Genomic DNA, 16,440 nt, shown 5'->3' with positions numbered 1-16,440 from the left:
CGGCACACCTGCCTCAACTTTATTGCATGGATTCGGGGGTGCTCATTGCCAACGTGGGCTTGAATGCAATCGGCTATTCTCTGTGGCGGCGCGCCGGGAAGTCTGGTCGGCATCGATCTGTCACATGCGAGATGGGTCAGTCGATTCATGCCGTCTTCGACGAGAGAGGTCGCCGGTGCGTCCAGCCACATCGCAGCCACGGGCGACGGCGGTGCGCGCGCAGAATCGCCAAGAACTGATCTATCTCGTTGCGCCGGGCGGCAATCCGAACTACGGCGATGAGTTCATCCTCCGTGCGTGGCTGCGCCACCTCGCCGTCGTGCGCCCGCACGCCGACGTTGTCGTCGACTGCCACACCCCGGGCCAGGCCGCCGTGCTGCTGCAGGGCAGCCACCCGCGGATGACGTTCGTCGACACGATATGGCGGATCTGCTTCGAGACCGCTCCCCTTGCCCCGTCCGAAGCCGCCGCCGTGGCACAGGACGTGATCAACAACCCGGGCCGGATGCCGCGGATCGTCTCGGGCATCGAGCTGCTGGCCCGCGCCCACACCGTGCACCTCGTCGGGGGCGGTTACATCAACACCGTGTGGCCGCATCACGTGGCGCTGCTGGCGGCAGCCGCCGCGGCGGCCGACCGTTCCGGAGGGCGGGCGCTGGCCACCGGCCAGGGCCTGGTGCCGGTCGGCGAAAGCGAGCGGCTCAACCTGCTCCGGGAGTTGCAGTCCCGGTTCGCGGTCTTCGACGTCCGCGACGCACGATCGGCCGAATCGCTTGCGGGGTCTAGCGGTTCGTACACGTTCACCGGCGACGACGCGTGGTTGGGCATCGGCGAGGACGGCGTGTACGACACCACCTCCGAGGCCGCGCGGCGGTCGATGGTGTTCTGTCTGCAATCCGATCTGATGGATGATTTCGCCGACGGCCAGGGCATCGACGGCCTCGCCAGCGCGATTGCCGGGCTCATCGAGAACTGGGGGGTGGCCGGCCACGACGTCGCGGTCGTCGAGGGCATCCCCGGTGCGGACCGCATCGTGTACGACCGGGTGGCACACCTGTTGCCCGGCGCCGTCTTCGTCCCGTTCACCACCGTTTGGAACGACGGCCTGCCCGCCAACGCGGACCAGATGTGGGTCAGTACGCGGTTTCACCCGCATCTGTTGGCCGCGGCCATCGGCGCCAGCGGGTTGGCCCTGTCCGGGCGCGCGGACTACTACCCCAACAAGCATCAGTCGCTCATCGAGGCGGGGTCACGCTGGCAGGTCGCGGACTCGGCGGCCTTGCCGCCCAGTCCGATTCGCAACGGCGGCTTCTCCCCCGACGCGGTGATGCTGCACCGCGGCAGGAAAGCCGCCCTGGCCGCCGAGATCTATCCGCCCCAGCGCTCCGCGATGCGGTGGGCGCGCAACAGCCTCCGCCTGACCATGCGCCGTTCGGCGGGCAATCCGCCCCATCGACCGAGCCGCTAGCTCTGAATCCGGCGCTCCCGGTCTGACGACGGCCACACGTAGGGCAGGTCGTCGGGCACATCGCCGAAGTACTGCCGATAGTGGCCGGGATCCTTGCGGACCAACGACGACTGGTGACTGCGATGAAACTCCTTGTCGCCCAACCACGGTGGCAGTTCGTCGGCGGCGGCCAACTTCTTCTGGGTCCGTACCACGGTCAGCCCCGTGCCCTTCGTCAAGTCGGTGGCAAGGGTTGCCGCGCACGTGTCGGCGGCACCGCTCTCACACCACACAGCGCACACGTCGAGGCCGTAACGAACCAGTGCCTCCTCGTATCCCGCCCACATCGCGGCCGCGGGATGGTGGCGCCAGCCGTAACCTGGCACCGTCAGCGCGCGCAGCACCTGGATGGTCTCCACCCGCTGCTTACCGAGTCTGCGCCGGTCGAGCACACGCGCGGAAGCGTCGAAGCCGGGGTACGGCAGGAACGTCTGCACCCCGCCGACGTACCCGGCGTGGTCCCGAGCAAAACGTTCTCAGGCGTCGGCGCCGCTCCCAGGCTTTCCGAACCAGCCGCCGGCCGGCCGAATGCCCTTGTACCAGTCCACAACTGCTCGAGAAATGCGGTGCGCATCGCCATCGGTGCGTACAACCGCGATCGACGTCGCGAGGTCCTGCAACCCGTTCATCGAGCACTCGTAGCTGATCCGGTGCGCCAAGTGCCGCACCCAATCGGCGGCATGTCCGTGCTTGTGCTCCGGAATTCGCCGCACGTCGCACACCACCAGCAGCCGCTGAACACCGGTCGCGATCGCGGTGTCGGTCACGCGGTCGCAGATCTGGGTCTCGCTCGCTTTCTCCTGCCGCTTGGAGTTGATCAGCTCATCGTCGACGATCGCGATGAGCGCCTCGGCCGCGCCGGCGACGCCATGGCGGCGGAACTCCGCGGCAATTGACTCATAAAGCTCCGTCGCCTGACCGAACACAATTGGCGACGTGCCGATCTCTCGGACTGCCACCTGAGACTCCATTCTCGTCGTGCGTGCTGAGTCCAGCACTGCTGTGCCGCTGGCGAGCGGCTATCCCGTGAGCGTTGCGCAACCGAGTTCTCGTTGCACAGCGCGCTCCTGCTCTTCGGTGAGGTCGAGCGCAATCAGGATGCCATCCCGGTAGCCCGCTGCGACATCGTCCTCTGGGTTTGTGTGCAGCGCGTCGGACAACCTCTGCGAGATTGTCCGGAGCGCGGCCAGTGTCCTGGCCCGATGACGTTCCGACCGATGTTCGCCGTTGTCCGATGTGTCCGTGAAATCCATGGCCGCGCTTGCCATCTGGTCCAGGACGCAGATGCGCGCATAGCGAAGTGCCGCAGAGTGGCCCTCGCGGTACGCCGCGCTGCGTTCTCCGGCCGTCGACAGGTTCGCCGCGTCGTCGCATGCCTCGATCAAAGCCTCGAGCATGTCCATCTCGGTTTCCAGCTCAGGTGCCGCAGCTTCGCCCGACCGGTCCACGCGCCTCGTCACGGCGTCCACTTCCGTACGTCCCTTCTTTCTTGTCTTAGCTAATTCAAAACGGTGAATTTCCACGCGACGGCGTGGTATCTCAAACAATTCAAACGTAACTGCGCGACCGAAAATTTCTTATCTTGTGGACCCTGACCTGTGCGAGCGATTTACGCCGATCCGGTGCCGTCGATTTACCCCACACACTAAATATCGGCTCTGAAAGCAAGTCTCAGAGCCGATGATGTGTGCAGTTCAGACCACTCAGGACCGAGATGAACGCTTGCGCTTCGGAAGGAATTCCTCGGAGGCCGCAGCCTTGGCTCGTTTCTCCGCCCGCCGCTCTTTAATCGACTTCCCGGGTTTTTTCGCAGTCTGTTTAGCCATCGTTGCTCCTTTTCACAGTGGCAACCATCACCGATCCCGACCATACCCCAGAAAAAAATAAAAGCCAGCCTGGTAATTCGCCGGTCGACGCGCGCCCCGTCGGCCCCAGTTCCGCTGTGCCAGCGACGATCTTGACCCCGCTCAGCGGGTCAGCACCGCGATACTTTCGACGTGATGAGTCAGCGGGAACGAGTCGAACACCCGCACCTGCTCCACCGTGTACCCGTGGCCCCGGTAGAGCCCGACGTCGCGCGCGAACGCGGCCGCCTCACACCCGATGTGGATCACCCGGGGCACGCCCGCCTGGGCCAACAGTGCGATCACCTCACGGCCCGCACCCGAGCGCGGCGGGTCGAGAACCGCGACGTCGGCGCGTTGCCGTTGCGCCAGCAGTGCCCGGCGCACCGAATCGGTGACCACCGACACCCAACCCATATCGGCCAGTGCCGCACGCGCCGCGCGCGACGACCCTCGCGATGTGTCGACCGTGACGACCCTGCCGCTGTCGCCGACGGCCTCGGCCAGCACCGCCGCGAAAATTCCTGCGCCCCCGTACAAGTCCCACGCCGTCATTCCCGAGTCCAGTTGTGCGAGGTCGGCCACCACCTCGCTGTAGACCCGTGCCGCGTCGCGATGGGCCTGCCAGAACGCGGTCACCGGCACCCGCCAGGTTCGCTGCCCGACCCGCTGCACGGCTTCGTAGTCGCCCTCGATCACTCGGGTCGCGGCCCGGCGCTCGGTGCGGGGCCCGGACTGCACGACGTGGCGGCGGCCGTCGTCGTCGAGTGCGACGTGCACCTGCGCCCCCGGTGGCCACGCCCGGTCGTTCAGACCGTCGACCATGCCGGCCGGCAGTTGCGCACAACCGAGTTCGGTGACGACTTCCGAACTGTGATAACGGTGAAATCCCAGCCGGCCGTCGGCCGCGGTGTGCAGCCGCACCCTGGTCCGCCAACCCGTCGTACCCGCTCGGCCCACCGGTTCGGCGACGGCCTGGTCCTCATCGAGCCAGTGGAAACCGCCGAGCCGGGCCAGCTGGTTGGCGACCACGAAGCCTTTCAGCCGACGCAGCGCCTCCGGGGAGGCGAACGCCATATCGCAGCACCCCGCGCCGTCGACACCGGCGATCGGGCAGATGGAATCGACACGATCAGCCGACGGCTCGAGCACCTCCACGACGTGTGCGTGCCAGTACTTTCCGTGATCGGAGACGACGCGGACCCGCACGGTCTCCCCCGGCAGCGCATACCGGACGAACACCACCCGGCCGTCGTGGCGGGCCACACAGCTGCCGCCGTTGGCCGCGGGCCCGGTGGTCAGGATCAGGTCGTCCCCGGGCGCGTCGACTGCGTCGCTCACTCCAGAAAGCCCCTGCGTGCGTCGCCCGGCGCGGAGTGCGGCTGCAACGTCTTGAGTCGCTCCGAGGAACTCAGTTGCCACGGCACCGAGGTCACCATCACATTCGGCTCGAACAACAGCCTGCCTTTCAACCGCAGCGCGCTCTGGTTGTGCAGCACCTGCTCCCACCAGTGGCCGACGACGTACTCCGGAATGAACACCGTCACCACGGTGCGCGGTGACTCCTTGGTCACCCGCTTGACGTAATCGATAACGGGGCGGGTGATCTCGCGGTACGGCGACGCGATCACCTTGAGGGGGACGCTGATGTCGCTGTTCTCCCACTTGTGCACCAGCGCGCGCGTCTCGGCGTCGTCGACGCTGACGGTGATCGCCTCCAGCACGTCCGGGCGGGTGGCCCTGGCGTAGGCCAGCGCCCGCATGGTCGGCAGGTGCAGCTTGGACACCAGCACGATCGCGTGATTGCGGCTGGGCAGCACCAAGTCGCCGGCTTGGTCCTCCTGTTCCTCGAGTTCGCGTGCGACGGTGACATAGTGGCGCCGGATGAGCCGCATGAGCACGAACAACGCGGCCATCGCCAGGATCGCGATCCACGCGCCCGCGGCGAACTTGGACACCACGACGACGACCAACACCGTTCCGGTGCAGACGAACCCGACGGTGTTGATCGCCCGCGACCGCATCATCTTGCGGCGGGTGACGGCGTCGGTCTCGGTGCGCAGCAGCCGAGTCCAATGCCGCACCATGCCGATCTGGCTGAACGTGAACGCGACGAACACCCCGACGATGTAGAGCTGGATCAGCGAGGTCACCTGTGCGCGGAACGCGACGACGAACGCGATCGCCGCGACGGCCAGGAACAGGATGCCGTTGGAGAACGCCAGCCGGTCGCCGCGGGTGTGCAGCTGCCGGGGCAGGAAACGGTCCTGAGCCAGAATCGATGCCAGCACCGGAAACCCGTTGAAGGCGGTGTTGGCCGCCAGCGCCAGGATCAGCGCCGTGACCACCGCGATCAACAAAAGACCGAACGAGAAGTCATGGAAGACGGCGTCGGCCAACTGGGCCACCATTGTCTTCTGGTGGTAGTCGGGCGGTGCGCCGATCAGCTGTTCATGCGGGCGCTCGGCGATCTGCACTCCGGTCTGTTTGGCCAGCATGATGATGCCCATGAACATGGTGATCGCCAGCGCGCCCAGCATCGCCAGCGTGGTGGCGGCGTTGCGCGACTTGGGTTTCTGAAACGCCGGCACCCCGTTGCTGATCGCCTCGACGCCGGTCAGCGCGGCGCTGCCGGACGAAAACGCCCGTGCGACCAGGAAAACCAGCGCGAACCCGAGAACGTCGCCGTGTTCGGGCTTCATCTCGAAAGCCGCCGACTCGGCCTGCAGCGGTTCACCGAGCAGGTATATCTGGATGAATCCCCAGCCGAGCATGATGAACATGCCGATGATGAAGGCGTACGTCGGGATCGCGAACGCGGTGCCCGATTCCCGGATTCCGCGCAGGTTCATCGCTGCCAACAGCAGAATCGCGATCACGGCGAACAACACCTTGTGATGGTTGACGTACGGCACCGCGGAACCGATGTTCGACATCGCGGAGGACATTGACACCGCGACGGTCAGCACGTAGTCGACCAGCAGCGCGCTGGCGACGGTGAGTCCGGCGGTGGGCCCCAGGTTGGTGGTGACCACCTCGTAGTCGCCGCCGCCCGACGGGTAGGCGTGCACGTTCTGCCGGTAGCTGGCGATGACGACCAACATGACGAACGCGACCGCGAGCCCGATCCACGGCGTCATCGAGTACGCGGAGAGACCGGCGACCGAGAGGACCAGAAAGATCTCTTCGGGCGCGTAGGCCACCGACGACAAGGCGTCGGAGGCGAACACCGGAAGGGCGATCCGCTTGGGCAGCAGGGTGTGCGAGATCCTGTCGCTGCGGAACGGTCTGCCGAGAACCAACCGTCGTGCCACGGTCGAAAGCTTGGACACGAGTGCCAAGAGTAAGCCCGAAGGCCGGTAACCGTCGGAAAGCGGTAGCGTTCCGACTGCGCGGGTTCGAACAGGAAGGACCGTGAAGTGCGGGTAGTGGTGATGGGCTGCGGCCGGGTGGGGGCTTCGCTGTCGGACAGCCTGGCCAGGATCGGACACGACGTGGCGGTCATCGACCGCGACAGCACCGCGTTTCACCGACTGTCCCCTGAATTTCCCGGCGAGCGGGTGCTCGGCATGGGATTCGACCGCGACGTGCTGCTGCGGGCGGGCATCGAGGAGGCCGGCGCGTTCGCCGCGGTGTCTTCGGGCGACAACTCCAACATCATCTCGGCGCGGGTGGCGCGCGAGACGTTCCACGTCGAACGGGTGGTCGCACGCATCTACGACGCCAAACGCGCGGCGGTGTATGAGCGGCTGGGCATCCCGACGGTGGCCACCGTGCCGTGGACGACGGACCGGCTGCTCAACGTGCTCACCCGCGAGACCGAGACCGCGAAATGGCGCGATCCCACGGGCAATGTCGGTGTGACCGAGCTGGCCCTGCACGAGGAGTGGGTGGGCCGCCGGATGACCGATCTGGAGGCCGCCACCGGCGGGCGGGTGGCATTCCTGATCCGGTTCGGGGAGGGCGTGTTGCCCGACGCGAAGACCGTCATCCAGGCCGGCGACCAGGTGTTCATGGCCGCCATCGCCGGGCACATCGCCGAGGCGCTGGCGATCGCGGCGTTGCCGCCCAGCGAGGACATCGAGGGCTAGAGAACTATGAAAGTCGCCATCGCCGGGGCCGGCGCCGTCGGCCGCTCCATCGCCCGCGAGCTGGTCGGTGCGCACGAGGTCACGCTGCTCGAACGCAACCCCGACCACATCGACGTCGACGCGGTGCCCGCCGCCCAGTGGCGGCTCGGGGACGCCTGCGAGCTCACCCTGTTGGAGTCGGTCAAGCTCGAGGAGTTCGACGTGGTGATCGCCGCCACCGGTGACGACAAGGTCAATGTCGTGGTGAGCCTGTTGGCCAAGACCGAGTTCGCGGTGCCGCGGGTGGTGGCGCGGGTGAACGACCCCCGCAACGAGTGGTTGTTCGACGAGAGCTGGGGCGTCGACGTCGCGGTGTCCACACCGCGCATGCTGGCCTCGCTCGTGGAGGAGGCCGTCGCCGTCGGGGATCTGGTGCGGCTGATGGAGTTCCGCAAGGGCCAGGCCAACCTCGTGGAGATCACGCTGCCCGACGACACCCCGTGGGGCGGCAAGCCGGTCAAACGCCTGGAGCTGCCCCGAGACTGCGCGTTGGTGACGATTCTGCGCGGCCCGCGGGTTATCGTGCCCGAATCCGACGAGCCGCTGGAGGGCGGCGACGAGTTGCTGTTCGTCGCCGTGGCCGAAGCCGAGGACGACCTGAAGACGCTCCTGCTCAATCCGCAGCCGCGCTGAGGGCAGCGCGCCCAGCGCCCTCCCCGCGAGCAGACGCGAAAACCCCCATATCGGGCGGTTTCAGGGGGTGTATGCGTCTGCTCGCGAGGGGGAACCGTTGGCGATGCACACCGGCGGAGGGGCCGGACGGTCGTGACAGCGCGCCGTCGCGCCGGCGTCGACACTGCCCACGTCGCTCTGCGCATTGCGGATGCCCAGCGCCGAAACGACACCCGCGAGCGCCAACAGGCCGGCGGTGACCACCGCGCCGCTTCGGAAACCGTCGAAATCGACTGTGTCGCCGACGATCACACCGGTGAATGCGATCGCGATCAGACCCGCGATGCGCGAGATGGCATTGTTGACCGCCGAGCCGATGCCGCTCTGCGACGGCTGCACCGCCGCGAGCACGGCGGCCGTCAGCGGCGACACCGTGATCGTGAGCCCGAGCCCGAAGACCACCAGCCCGGGCAGCATCTGGGTCCACAGGTCGAAGGGTTGGCGCGACGCGGTCATCAGCACATAGCCCAGTGCCGCGATCATCGGGCCGACGGCCATGAACAGTCGAGGCCCGTACCTGCCCGCAAGCACGCCGAAACGACGGGCCAGCAGGAACGACAGCACGGGAACCGGCAGGGTGGCCAGCCCCGCCTGCGTCGCCGACAGCCCAGCGGTCTCCTGAAGGAACAACGCGACGATCAGCATGCCGAGCGACACCCCCGCGTAGAGAAACACGGTGGCCAGGTTGCCGACGGCGAAGTTGCGGGCGCGAAAGATCTGCAACGGCATCATCGGATGCGTGGTGACGCGCTCCCACCACGGAAACGCGCACAGGCACGCCAATCCGGCCAGCAGGCTCACCGCCACCATCGCATGCGAGAAGCCAAGCCGTTGGCCCTCGATGAGCGCGAACACCACACCGGTGAGCCCGCAGGCGTTCAACAGGGCCCCGATGACGTCCACCCGCCGCCGACCGTCGCTCTCAGTCGCGGCGGACAGTTTCGTGGTCAGGTACAGCGTGACGGCCAGCGGCACGATGTTCACGCCGAAGATCCACCGCCAGCTCAGCGCGTCGACGAGCACCCCGCCAAGCAGCGGCCCGATCACGAAAGCCGTTCCCGTCCAAGCGGTCCACGTCCCGATCGCCCGCGCCTGGGCGGCGCCGGAGAACCGGGCGTTGATCATCGCCAGCGAGCTGGGCACCAGGAACGCGGCGCCGATGCCCTGCAGGCAGCGCGCGGCGACCAGTACCGAGCCGGTGGGCGCCACCGCGCACAGCACCGAAGAGACCGCGAACACGACCAGACCGGTGCGCAGTACGGCCAGCCGGCCGAACTGGTCGGAGACGGCGCCGGCGACCAGGATCAGCGCGCCGAGGGTGAGCAGGTAGCCGTCGACCACCCACTGCTGAAGCGCCAGCCCGGCACCGAACTCGCGGCTGATCGCGGGCAGCGCGAGGTTGACCACCGAGCCGTCGAGAAACGCGACGAACGAGGACAGTACGGCGACCGCGATCAGCGGCCGGTCGGTGCCGTCGGAATCAGCGGGCATCCGCTACGTCGTCGCGCTCGGCGCGCGTGGCGTCGGCCGCGGTGTCGGCGAGCGCGGCCTCATGGGCGCGGATGGCGCGCTGCGCCGAGCGGATCGCCAGATAGGTGACCAGCGCGGCGACGGCGGTCAGCGGCCAGCCCATCGCGATGCGCGCGGCGCCTAGCCAACCCGTCTGGTCGGCGCCGTAGAGATGGTGCTGCACGAGGAACCGCGAGGCGAAGACCAGCACCCACACCGTCGTCGCGGCGTCGAACACCAGTACCGCCTTGCGCACGTCGCGCCAGCCGCGGTCGTGGCCGCTGACCCAGCTCCAGATGTAGCCGACGACGGGCCTGCGCACGAGCACGGACAGCCCGAACACCGACGCCCACAGCAGCGACGTCCAGATGCCGAGCAGGAAGTAACCTTTCGACTCCCCCATCACGTAGGCGATCAGCGCGCAGATGGCGACGCCGAAGAAGCCGGAGATCGCCGGCTGCGCGCTCTCGCGACGCACCAGCCGCCACACCAGGACGGCCGCGGCCACCCCGAGCGCCGACACGATCGCGGGGACGAGCCCGAACAGCGAGGACACCGGAACGAACGCCACCACCGGCAGCGAGGAGTAGATCAGCCCGCTGACCCCGCCGACCTGGGCGAGGAGGGCGTTGACTCTGCTGCTCGGTTCACCCGGTACGGTTCCGGGCTCGCTCACTTCTGGATCTCGTAATGCGGGTTGTAGATGGCCTTGGCGCCGTTGTCGAGCTTGCCGATCCGGCCGTGCACCTTCAGGGTCCGGCCCGACTCGATTCCGGGTATCCGACGCTGGCCCAGCCAGACCAGCATCACCGAGTCCGTGCCGTCGAACAGTTCGGCCTTGACGCCGCCGGTGCCGCTCTTGCCGCTGCACTCCACGCTGCGCAGTGTGCCGATCATCGTCACTTCTTGACCGCGCTGACAGTCGATGGCCTTCTGCGCGCCGGTGCTGGCGGCTTCATCGCTGAGTTCTTCGGCATCGAGTTGCTCCGGGTCCTCCGTCAACCGCCGTGTGAGCCGGCGCAGATACCCCTCGGCCGTAGCCATGGCGTCTCCTGACCTATCGCAGATCTACCGTAGATCTACCCCAACCAACGCCACCGTAGACCTGTTGGATCCGATTTGCCATGTGACGACCGCCTCGCCACGCGGGGCAATTTCGCGACAGGGCACGATCGTCTGATGGCCGTCGATCTGCGTGGGGTGACCACGGTTGTGCTGCCCGGTACCGGCTCCGACGACGACTACGTCTACCGGGCATTTGCGGGCGCGCTGCGCGAAGCGGGCGCGGTGATCGTCACCCCCGCGCCGCGACCGGAGCGGCTGGTCGAGGGCTATCGCGCTGCGCTGGACGACGCCGCACGGGCGGGCGCGATCGCCGTGGGCGGGGTGTCGATCGGCGCGGCGGTGGCCACCGAGTGGGCGTTGCGGCATCCGGAGCTGACGGTCGCCGTGCTGGCCGCGCTGCCCGCGTGGACGGGCGCGCCCGACACGGCGCCGGCCGCCATGGCCGCACGCCATTCCGCCCAGTCGCTGCGTGAGCAGGGCCTCCACGCGGCCACCGCGACGATGCGGGCGTCGAGCCCGCAGTGGCTGGCCGACGAACTGGCCCGGTCGTGGGCCGGGCAGTGGCCGTCGCTGCCCGACGCGATGGAGGAGGCTGCCCGCTATGTTTCGCCCACCTGCGAGGAGCTGGCGACGCTCGCCGTCCCGATGGGAGTCGCCGCGGCCACCGACGACCCGGTCCATCCCGTCGAGGTCGCCGAGCAGTGGGTCGCGGCCGCGCCGCGCGCCGCGCTGCGCACCGTCACGCTCGACGAGATGGGCGCCGACCCGGCGGTGCTCGGCGCGGCGTGTCTGACAGCGCTACAAGCGTGCGATTTCGGCGTACTTGGTCACGGTGAGCGTGACGAAGTGCACCGACATCGCTAGCCGCCGGTGATCGTGCGCAGCTGTTGCATGGCCGAGCCCTGCTCGCTGCGGCGCGCCGCCGGCTCAGGCGGCGGCCGCTGACCGGCCTGCTGCGCCTGCTGGGCGGCGGCCTGCTCCGCAGCGGCGCGCAGTTGCTCGGCCATCGGGCCGGGAAGCTCGATGGTCAACGGGGTACGCACCGGCATCGGGGTGGCGCCACGGCGAACTACGGTGTCGGCCAAGGCATTTCGTGCCTCCTCGGCGAGCGCGTCGATGTTCTGCTGGGTGCCGTTGACGACGCAGCGGATCATCCAGCGGTAGCCGTCGACGCCGATGAACCGCACCACACCGGCCTGGTTCGGGTCCCCCGCCGCGACGCCGACGACCTCGCGCCCCCACGGGCCGTCCTGAATGCTCACCGACGGGACGTCCTTGCGCAGCGACTCGGCCAGTTCAGCGGCCACCTCGCGCCAGAGTCCCGTCGACTTCGGCGCTGCGTACGCGGCGATGGTGAAACGGCCGTTGGGCGTGACCACCCAGACCGCGCTGGGCACGCCCTGCGGGCTGAGCTCCACCTGGACCTGGCCCGCCTCGGGCATCGGGATCAGTACCGAACCCAGATCCAGCCGCCCCACCGTGGCCACCCCCGGGTCGTCGAAATCGTCGATGTCGAAGGGACCGTCGGGCTCGTCGTCGGTGTCGTCCGGCGCTGCGCCAGCCTCGTCGCGGGTGTCGTCGTCGTTGTCTTGTTTACCGAATGCCATCACAAACTCGCATGTCCGCCGGAGGAACCGTGGCCACCGTCGCCACGGGAAGTGTCAGCAAGGCCTGCCTCGTCGAAAGACGTCACCTCCACCAACTCGGGCAGTTCGACGCGCTGCACGAGCAACTGTGCGATCCGGTCGCCACGGTGCACGATGATCGGCGCCTGGGGGTCGAGGTTGATCAGCGCCACCTTGATCTCACCGCGGTAGCCGGCGTCAATGGTACCCGGGCTGTTGACAATCGAAAGCCCAACGCGGGCAGCCAAACCCGACCGGGGGTGGACGAGGCCGACCATCCCGTGCGGGATGGCGACCGCGATGCCTGTCGGGACGAGCGCGCGCTGACCGGGCGCGAGTTCGACATCGACCGCACTGAAGAGGTCGACACCGGCGTCGCCGTCATGGGCGCGGCTGGGCATCGGCAGATCGGGGTCCAGACGCACGACGGCCAGAGTGGTGGACACGACGTCAGAGATTACCCTTGGCCGCGTGTCGGACACGCGTGCCACGTCGCAAACCGTGCGCTACCGGGAACGGTTGTGGGTGCCTTGGTGGTGGTGGCCGCCGGGCCTCGGGCTCGGCGCCTTGCTCGCCCTCGAGTTCAACCAGGGCATACCAAACCTGCCGAACTGGTTGCCGTTCGCGGTGCTGCTGCCAGTCGCGGCCGTCGTATTGCTGTGGCTCGGCAAGACCGAGGTGCGAGTCGTCAGCAGCGCCGACGACACCGAGCTGTGGGTGGGCGCGGCACACCTGCCGATGAGCGTGGTCTCGCGCATGGCCGAAGTGCCGCGCAGCGCCAAGTCCGCGGCGTTGGGCCGCCAACTGGATCCCGCGGCGTTCGTCATGCATCGGGCGTGGGTGGGCCCCATGGTTCTTCTGGTTCTCGATGATCCCGACGATCCCACGCCGTACTGGCTGGTGAGCTGTCGTCATCCGGACCGTGTGCTGTCCGCGCTGCGCGGACCGCGGTGATTCCGACCCCCTCGACCGCACCCGTCAGGCCGCGCAGTCGGTGCAGAGCATCAAACCGTTCTTCTCGCTGGCCAGTCGGCTGCGGTGATGCACGAGGAAGCAGCTGGAGCAGGTGAACTCGTCGGCTTGCTTCGGAATGACGCGCACGGACAGTTCCTCGCCGGATAGGTCAGCGCCTGGCAGCTCAAAGGACTCAGCGGACTCCGATTCGTCGACATCGACGACCGCAGACTGGGCCTCGTTGCGCCGCGCCTTCAGCTCCTCGAGCGAGTCCTCTGAGACATCGTCGGTCTCGGTTCGCCGTGGGGCGTCGTAATCGGTAGCCATCTCGTCCCCTCCGATAAACGTTGCAGCAAGGCTTTGTACCAGCGTCGAACGCATCCACCAAATGATTCGTGCCCGGAATGGCACACGTTCCAGTGTGAGTTACATCACATTCTAGGGGACGTCGCCCGAGGGACTCTAGACCATTGCCTCTAGAGTGCAGTCGTGGTCGCGCAAATCACCGAGGGCACCGCGTTCGACAGGCACGGACGCCCGTTTCGTCGGCGCCATTACGTGCCGGCCATCGTGATGTTCGCCGTGTTGGCGCTCGTGACGATGGTGATCTGGGTGGTCGCCCTGAACCGGCCCGCGGACGTCCGCGAGGCGACCGTGTGCAACCCTCCGCCGGTGGCGACGGACCCCGACGCGCCGCCGCCCCCGTCGTTGGGTGTGCAGGTCTCGCGTTCGGAGATGACCGAGGTGGCGCCGGCCAAGCTCGCCGACACGAAGATCCGGGTGCTCAACGCCAGCGGTCAGGGCGGACAGGCCGCCGAGGTGGCCGGCGATCTGCGCGACCTGGGCTTTGCCGACCCGACCGCGGAGAACGACGCGATCTACGCCAGCACCCGGCTCACCTGCCACGGCCAGATCCGGTTCGGTCCGGCTGGGCGCTCCGCGGCCGCGGCCGTGTGGCTGGTCGCGCCCTGCACCGAGTTGTTCCAGGACGACCGCACCGACGACACGGTGGATCTGGCGCTGGGCACCGAGTTCACCGAGCTCAGCACCGGCGACGACATCCAGGCGATGCTGGCCAGCCTGCGCCCGGACGCCACCCAACCGGCCGATTCGTCCCTGCTGTCCAAGATTCACACCGCGGCCTGCTGACGGCGATTTCGGCGTGGTTCGTCACGCTCAGCGTGACCAAACGCACCGAAATCCCTACGCGAGGCCCAGCGCGGCGCTGAGCGCGTCGGCGACGCCGGGCGCGGAGGCCACGATCATCCCCCCGGGTTGGTCGGCGGGGAGATCCACCGGCGGCAGCCGCACGGTCGCGCCGGCCTCGGCGGCGATCAGCGCACCTGCCGCCCAGTCCCAAAGCTGCACGCCCTCCTCGTAATAGGCGTCGAGTCTTCCCGCAGCCACCATGCACAGATCCAGGGCGCACGAGCCGATGCGCCGCACGTCGCGCACCATGGGCACGATCTTGGCGACGAGTTCGGCCTGCCGTCGCCGATGCTCGGCATCATAGGCAAATCCCGTGCCCACCAACGACATTGACAATTCGGTCGCGCTGCTGCACCGCAGCGGGCTCGTCACGCCGCCACGCTGCAGCCGCGCCCCGTGACCGACCGCGGCCGAGTACAGCGCACCGGTGGGCACGTCGGCGACCGCACCGGCCACCGACGCGCCGTCGCGCTGGACCGCGACCGACACCGCGTACGCCTCGATCCCGTAGACGAAGTTCACCGTGCCGTCGATGGGGTCCAGCACCCAGGTGTACTGCCCCTTCGCGGCGGCGAGTGATCCGCCCTCTTCCTCGCCGACAACCGGTTCGCCCGGACGCAGCACCGCCAACCGTTCCCGCAGCAGCCGTTCGGTCTCGGTGTCCACGACGGTGACGGGGTCGGTCGGGGTGCTCTTGGCGCGCACGGAGGACGCGGTCTCGGGCAGGGCGGCCGTGTCGCCGAACACCTCGGCGCGGCGGCGTGACACGAACGCCGCGGCCTCGCCGGCCAGTTGTTCGGCGACCGAGCGCAACTGCACCGGGTCGGAGTTGTCTTCGATCACGTCCCTATCGCAGCACAGTTCCGGTCGCCCGACAGCACCGCGCACGCTAAGCCAAGCCACTAAGGTGTGGGAACGCACGGACAGTGAGGCATCTGCCGGCCTCGTAGAGGAGCGCCCATGACCGCCACCGATTCCCCACCCACCGACCCCTCGACCAACGGAGGAAAGCCCCGTCGCGGCTTCGGAGTCGACGTCGGTGGCAGCGGCGTCAAGGGCGGCATCGTCGACCTCGACACCGGCACGCTGATCGGAGAGCGGTTCAAGATCCCCACGCCGCAACCCGCGACTCCGGACGCGGTCGCCAAGACCATCGCCGCGGTGGTGCGCGAGTTCCGCTGGACCGAGCGGGTCGGCGTCACCTACCCCGGGGTCGTGGTCGACGGCATCGTGCACACCGCCGCCAACGTCGACAAGGCCTGGATCGGCGTCAACGCGCGCGACGTGATCACCGCCCACCTCGACGGCCAGCCCGTCACCGTGCTCAACGACGCCGACGCGGCGGGACTCGCCGAGGAGAAGTACGGCGCGGGACGCGACAACACCGGGGTGATCGTGCTGCTGACCTTCGGCACCGGCATCGGTTCCGCGGTGATCCACAACGGCGCGCTGCTGCCCAACACCGAGTTCGGCCACCTCGAGGTCGGCGGCAAGGAAGCCGAGCACCGCGCGGCGTCCTCGGTGAAGGAGAAGAAGCGCTGGAGCTACGAGCGCTGGACCCGTGAGGTGACGAAAGTCCTGGTAGCCATCGAGAACGCGATCTGGCCCGATCTGTTCATCGCCGGCGGCGGGATCAGCCGCAAAGCCGACAAGTGGATTCCGCTGCTGCAGAACCGCACCCCGGTGGTGGCCGCCTCGCTGCGCAACACCGCGGGCATCGTCGGCGCCGCGATGGCCGCTGAGGTCGACGTCACAGCTACCGTCGAGTAGACGCGCCCGACGAGGTGAATTTGCCGCTCAGGACGGTTGCCTCGGACAGTGTCGTTACAATGGTCGTCGGCGGCCGCATACCGGATAGCGGCGAAATCAACCGCCAATATTCGACAGCCAACGCTCTTCGATGGTGCACGCATCCCCGCGCTTCG

At 68.1% G+C, this 16,440-nt stretch carries 19 protein-coding genes; 7 read left to right on the top strand and 12 right to left on the bottom strand.

Annotated features, from left to right (window positions below; all coding sequences use genetic code 11):
• Positions 1-175: 175 nt before the first annotated feature.
• Positions 176-1,468: a polysaccharide pyruvyl transferase family protein gene (locus MELE44368_RS03010; RefSeq protein ID WP_206613663.1), complete on the top strand. Its 1,293-nt coding sequence runs from the start codon at positions 176-178 to the stop codon at positions 1,466-1,468.
• Here the strand turns inward: MELE44368_RS03010 and MELE44368_RS03005 are convergent.
• From MELE44368_RS03005 to MELE44368_RS02985, 5 genes are all read right to left on the bottom strand, one after another.
• A complete protein-coding gene (locus tag MELE44368_RS03005; protein WP_128107125.1) occupies positions 1,465-1,944 on the bottom strand; it encodes an MSMEG_6728 family protein in 480 nt (159 codons plus the stop codon). The two genes, MELE44368_RS03010 and MELE44368_RS03005, sit on opposite strands and share 4 nt — an antisense overlap.
• A 39-nt stretch (positions 1,945-1,983) precedes the next feature.
• Entirely contained in the window at positions 1,984-2,466 is a 483-nt protein-coding gene (locus MELE44368_RS03000) for a hypothetical protein (RefSeq protein WP_128107124.1), read from the bottom strand.
• A 60-nt stretch (positions 2,467-2,526) separates the two neighbouring features.
• Positions 2,527-2,976 carry a hypothetical protein gene (locus tag MELE44368_RS02995; RefSeq protein ID WP_241566453.1) on the bottom strand — a complete coding sequence of 150 codons (450 nt, stop codon included), beginning with the start codon at positions 2,974-2,976 and terminating at the stop codon, positions 2,527-2,529.
• A gap of 498 nt (positions 2,977-3,474) precedes the next feature.
• Complete coding sequence (locus MELE44368_RS02990) at positions 3,475-4,692, bottom strand: class I SAM-dependent RNA methyltransferase (RefSeq protein WP_128107123.1); 1,218 nt, start codon at positions 4,690-4,692, stop codon at positions 3,475-3,477.
• Positions 4,689-6,692: an APC family permease gene (locus tag MELE44368_RS02985; RefSeq protein ID WP_206613662.1), complete on the bottom strand. Its 2,004-nt coding sequence runs from the start codon at positions 6,690-6,692 to the stop codon at positions 4,689-4,691. Before MELE44368_RS02985 ends, MELE44368_RS02990 begins: the two co-directional genes overlap by 4 nt.
• A gap of 78 nt (positions 6,693-6,770) precedes the next feature.
• On the opposite strand from MELE44368_RS02985, the gene MELE44368_RS02980 reads away from it, so the two are divergent.
• Entirely contained in the window at positions 6,771-7,442 is a 672-nt protein-coding gene (locus tag MELE44368_RS02980; RefSeq protein ID WP_128107121.1) for a potassium channel family protein, read from the top strand.
• Positions 7,443-7,448: 6 nt separating this feature from the next.
• A complete protein-coding gene (locus MELE44368_RS02975; RefSeq protein ID WP_128107120.1) occupies positions 7,449-8,114 on the top strand; it encodes a potassium channel family protein in 666 nt (221 codons plus the stop codon).
• 60 nt (positions 8,115-8,174) lie between these two features.
• Here the strand turns inward: MELE44368_RS02975 and MELE44368_RS02970 are convergent, their stop codons facing one another.
• From MELE44368_RS02970 to MELE44368_RS02960, 3 genes are read right to left on the bottom strand one after another with little or no spacing between them, the layout of a single operon-like run.
• Positions 8,175-9,644, bottom strand: coding sequence for an MFS transporter (locus MELE44368_RS02970; protein ID WP_128107119.1), 1,470 nt, complete (start codon positions 9,642-9,644; stop codon positions 8,175-8,177).
• On the bottom strand, positions 9,634-10,338 hold the full coding sequence (locus MELE44368_RS02965) for a DUF3159 domain-containing protein (RefSeq protein WP_128107118.1): 705 nt from the start codon (positions 10,336-10,338) through the stop codon (positions 9,634-9,636). The genes MELE44368_RS02970 and MELE44368_RS02965 overlap by 11 nt, the downstream gene beginning before the upstream one ends.
• Positions 10,335-10,706 (bottom strand): OB-fold nucleic acid binding domain-containing protein, encoded by a 372-nt coding sequence (locus tag MELE44368_RS02960; RefSeq protein ID WP_128107117.1) that lies wholly within the window; start codon positions 10,704-10,706, stop codon positions 10,335-10,337. Before MELE44368_RS02960 ends, MELE44368_RS02965 begins: the two co-directional genes overlap by 4 nt.
• Before the next feature lie 135 nt (positions 10,707-10,841).
• Here MELE44368_RS02960 and MELE44368_RS02955 point away from each other — a divergent pair, with 135 nt between their 5' ends.
• The gene (locus tag MELE44368_RS02955; RefSeq protein ID WP_128107116.1) at positions 10,842-11,591 is read left to right on the top strand and encodes an alpha/beta fold hydrolase; all 750 of its coding nucleotides are present in this window, start codon (positions 10,842-10,844) and stop codon (positions 11,589-11,591) included.
• On the opposite strand, the gene MELE44368_RS02950 is transcribed toward MELE44368_RS02955, so the two are convergent.
• Entirely contained in the window at positions 11,588-12,334 is a 747-nt protein-coding gene (locus tag MELE44368_RS02950; protein ID WP_164890014.1) for a DUF3710 domain-containing protein, read from the bottom strand. The two genes, MELE44368_RS02955 and MELE44368_RS02950, sit on opposite strands and share 4 nt — an antisense overlap.
• The gene (gene dut / locus MELE44368_RS02945) at positions 12,334-12,798 is read right to left on the bottom strand and encodes a dUTP diphosphatase (RefSeq protein ID WP_046752361.1); all 465 of its coding nucleotides are present in this window, start codon (positions 12,796-12,798) and stop codon (positions 12,334-12,336) included. The genes MELE44368_RS02950 and dut overlap by 1 nt, the downstream gene beginning before the upstream one ends.
• Positions 12,799-12,823: 25 nt before the next feature.
• On the opposite strand from dut, the gene MELE44368_RS02940 reads away from it, so the two are divergent.
• Positions 12,824-13,306, top strand: coding sequence for a DUF3093 domain-containing protein (locus MELE44368_RS02940; protein ID WP_128107114.1), 483 nt, complete (start codon positions 12,824-12,826; stop codon positions 13,304-13,306).
• 24 nt (positions 13,307-13,330) lie between these two features.
• Here MELE44368_RS02940 and MELE44368_RS02935 read toward each other — a convergent pair whose 3' ends face one another.
• Complete coding sequence (locus MELE44368_RS02935) at positions 13,331-13,633, bottom strand: DUF4193 domain-containing protein (protein WP_128107186.1); 303 nt, start codon at positions 13,631-13,633, stop codon at positions 13,331-13,333.
• A gap of 162 nt (positions 13,634-13,795) precedes the next feature.
• Here MELE44368_RS02935 and cei point away from each other — a divergent pair, with 162 nt between their 5' ends.
• A complete protein-coding gene (cei, locus tag MELE44368_RS02930; RefSeq protein WP_128107113.1) occupies positions 13,796-14,455 on the top strand; it encodes an envelope integrity protein Cei in 660 nt (219 codons plus the stop codon).
• A gap of 54 nt (positions 14,456-14,509) precedes the next feature.
• Here the strand turns inward: cei and MELE44368_RS02925 are convergent, their stop codons facing one another.
• Positions 14,510-15,358 (bottom strand): inositol monophosphatase family protein, encoded by an 849-nt coding sequence (locus tag MELE44368_RS02925; protein WP_206613661.1) that lies wholly within the window; start codon positions 15,356-15,358, stop codon positions 14,510-14,512.
• A gap of 117 nt (positions 15,359-15,475) precedes the next feature.
• Here MELE44368_RS02925 and ppgK point away from each other — a divergent pair, with 117 nt between their 5' ends.
• Positions 15,476-16,285 (top strand): polyphosphate--glucose phosphotransferase, encoded by an 810-nt coding sequence (gene ppgK, locus MELE44368_RS02920; RefSeq protein WP_128107112.1) that lies wholly within the window; start codon positions 15,476-15,478, stop codon positions 16,283-16,285.
• Positions 16,286-16,440: the final 155 nt, after the last annotated feature.

This window comes from Mycolicibacterium elephantis DSM 44368, from assembly GCF_004014805.1.
In the GTDB taxonomy this organism is placed as follows: Bacteria; Actinomycetota; Actinomycetes; order Mycobacteriales; family Mycobacteriaceae; genus Mycobacterium; species Mycobacterium elephantis.
This window is presented reverse-complemented; position numbering and strand designations above follow the sequence as displayed.

Excerpts from the sequence above, each read along its gene's own strand:
- MELE44368_RS02975 (WP_128107120.1), top strand. The coding sequence starts at position 7,449 with ATGAAAGTCGCCATCGCCGGGGCCGGCGCCGTCGGCCGCTCCATCGCC.
- MELE44368_RS02970 (WP_128107119.1), bottom strand. The coding sequence starts at position 9,644 with ATGCCCGCTGATTCCGACGGCACCGACCGGCCGCTGATCGCGGTCGCC.
- MELE44368_RS02960 (WP_128107117.1), bottom strand. The coding sequence starts at position 10,706 with ATGGCTACGGCCGAGGGGTATCTGCGCCGGCTCACACGGCGGTTGACG.
- MELE44368_RS02955 (WP_128107116.1), top strand. The coding sequence starts at position 10,842 with ATGGCCGTCGATCTGCGTGGGGTGACCACGGTTGTGCTGCCCGGTACC.
- MELE44368_RS02950 (WP_164890014.1), bottom strand. The coding sequence starts at position 12,334 with ATGGCATTCGGTAAACAAGACAACGACGACGACACCCGCGACGAGGCT.
- MELE44368_RS02935 (WP_128107186.1), bottom strand. The coding sequence starts at position 13,633 with ATGGCTACCGATTACGACGCCCCACGGCGAACCGAGACCGACGATGTC.
- ppgK (WP_128107112.1), top strand. The coding sequence starts at position 15,476 with ATGACCGCCACCGATTCCCCACCCACCGACCCCTCGACCAACGGAGGA.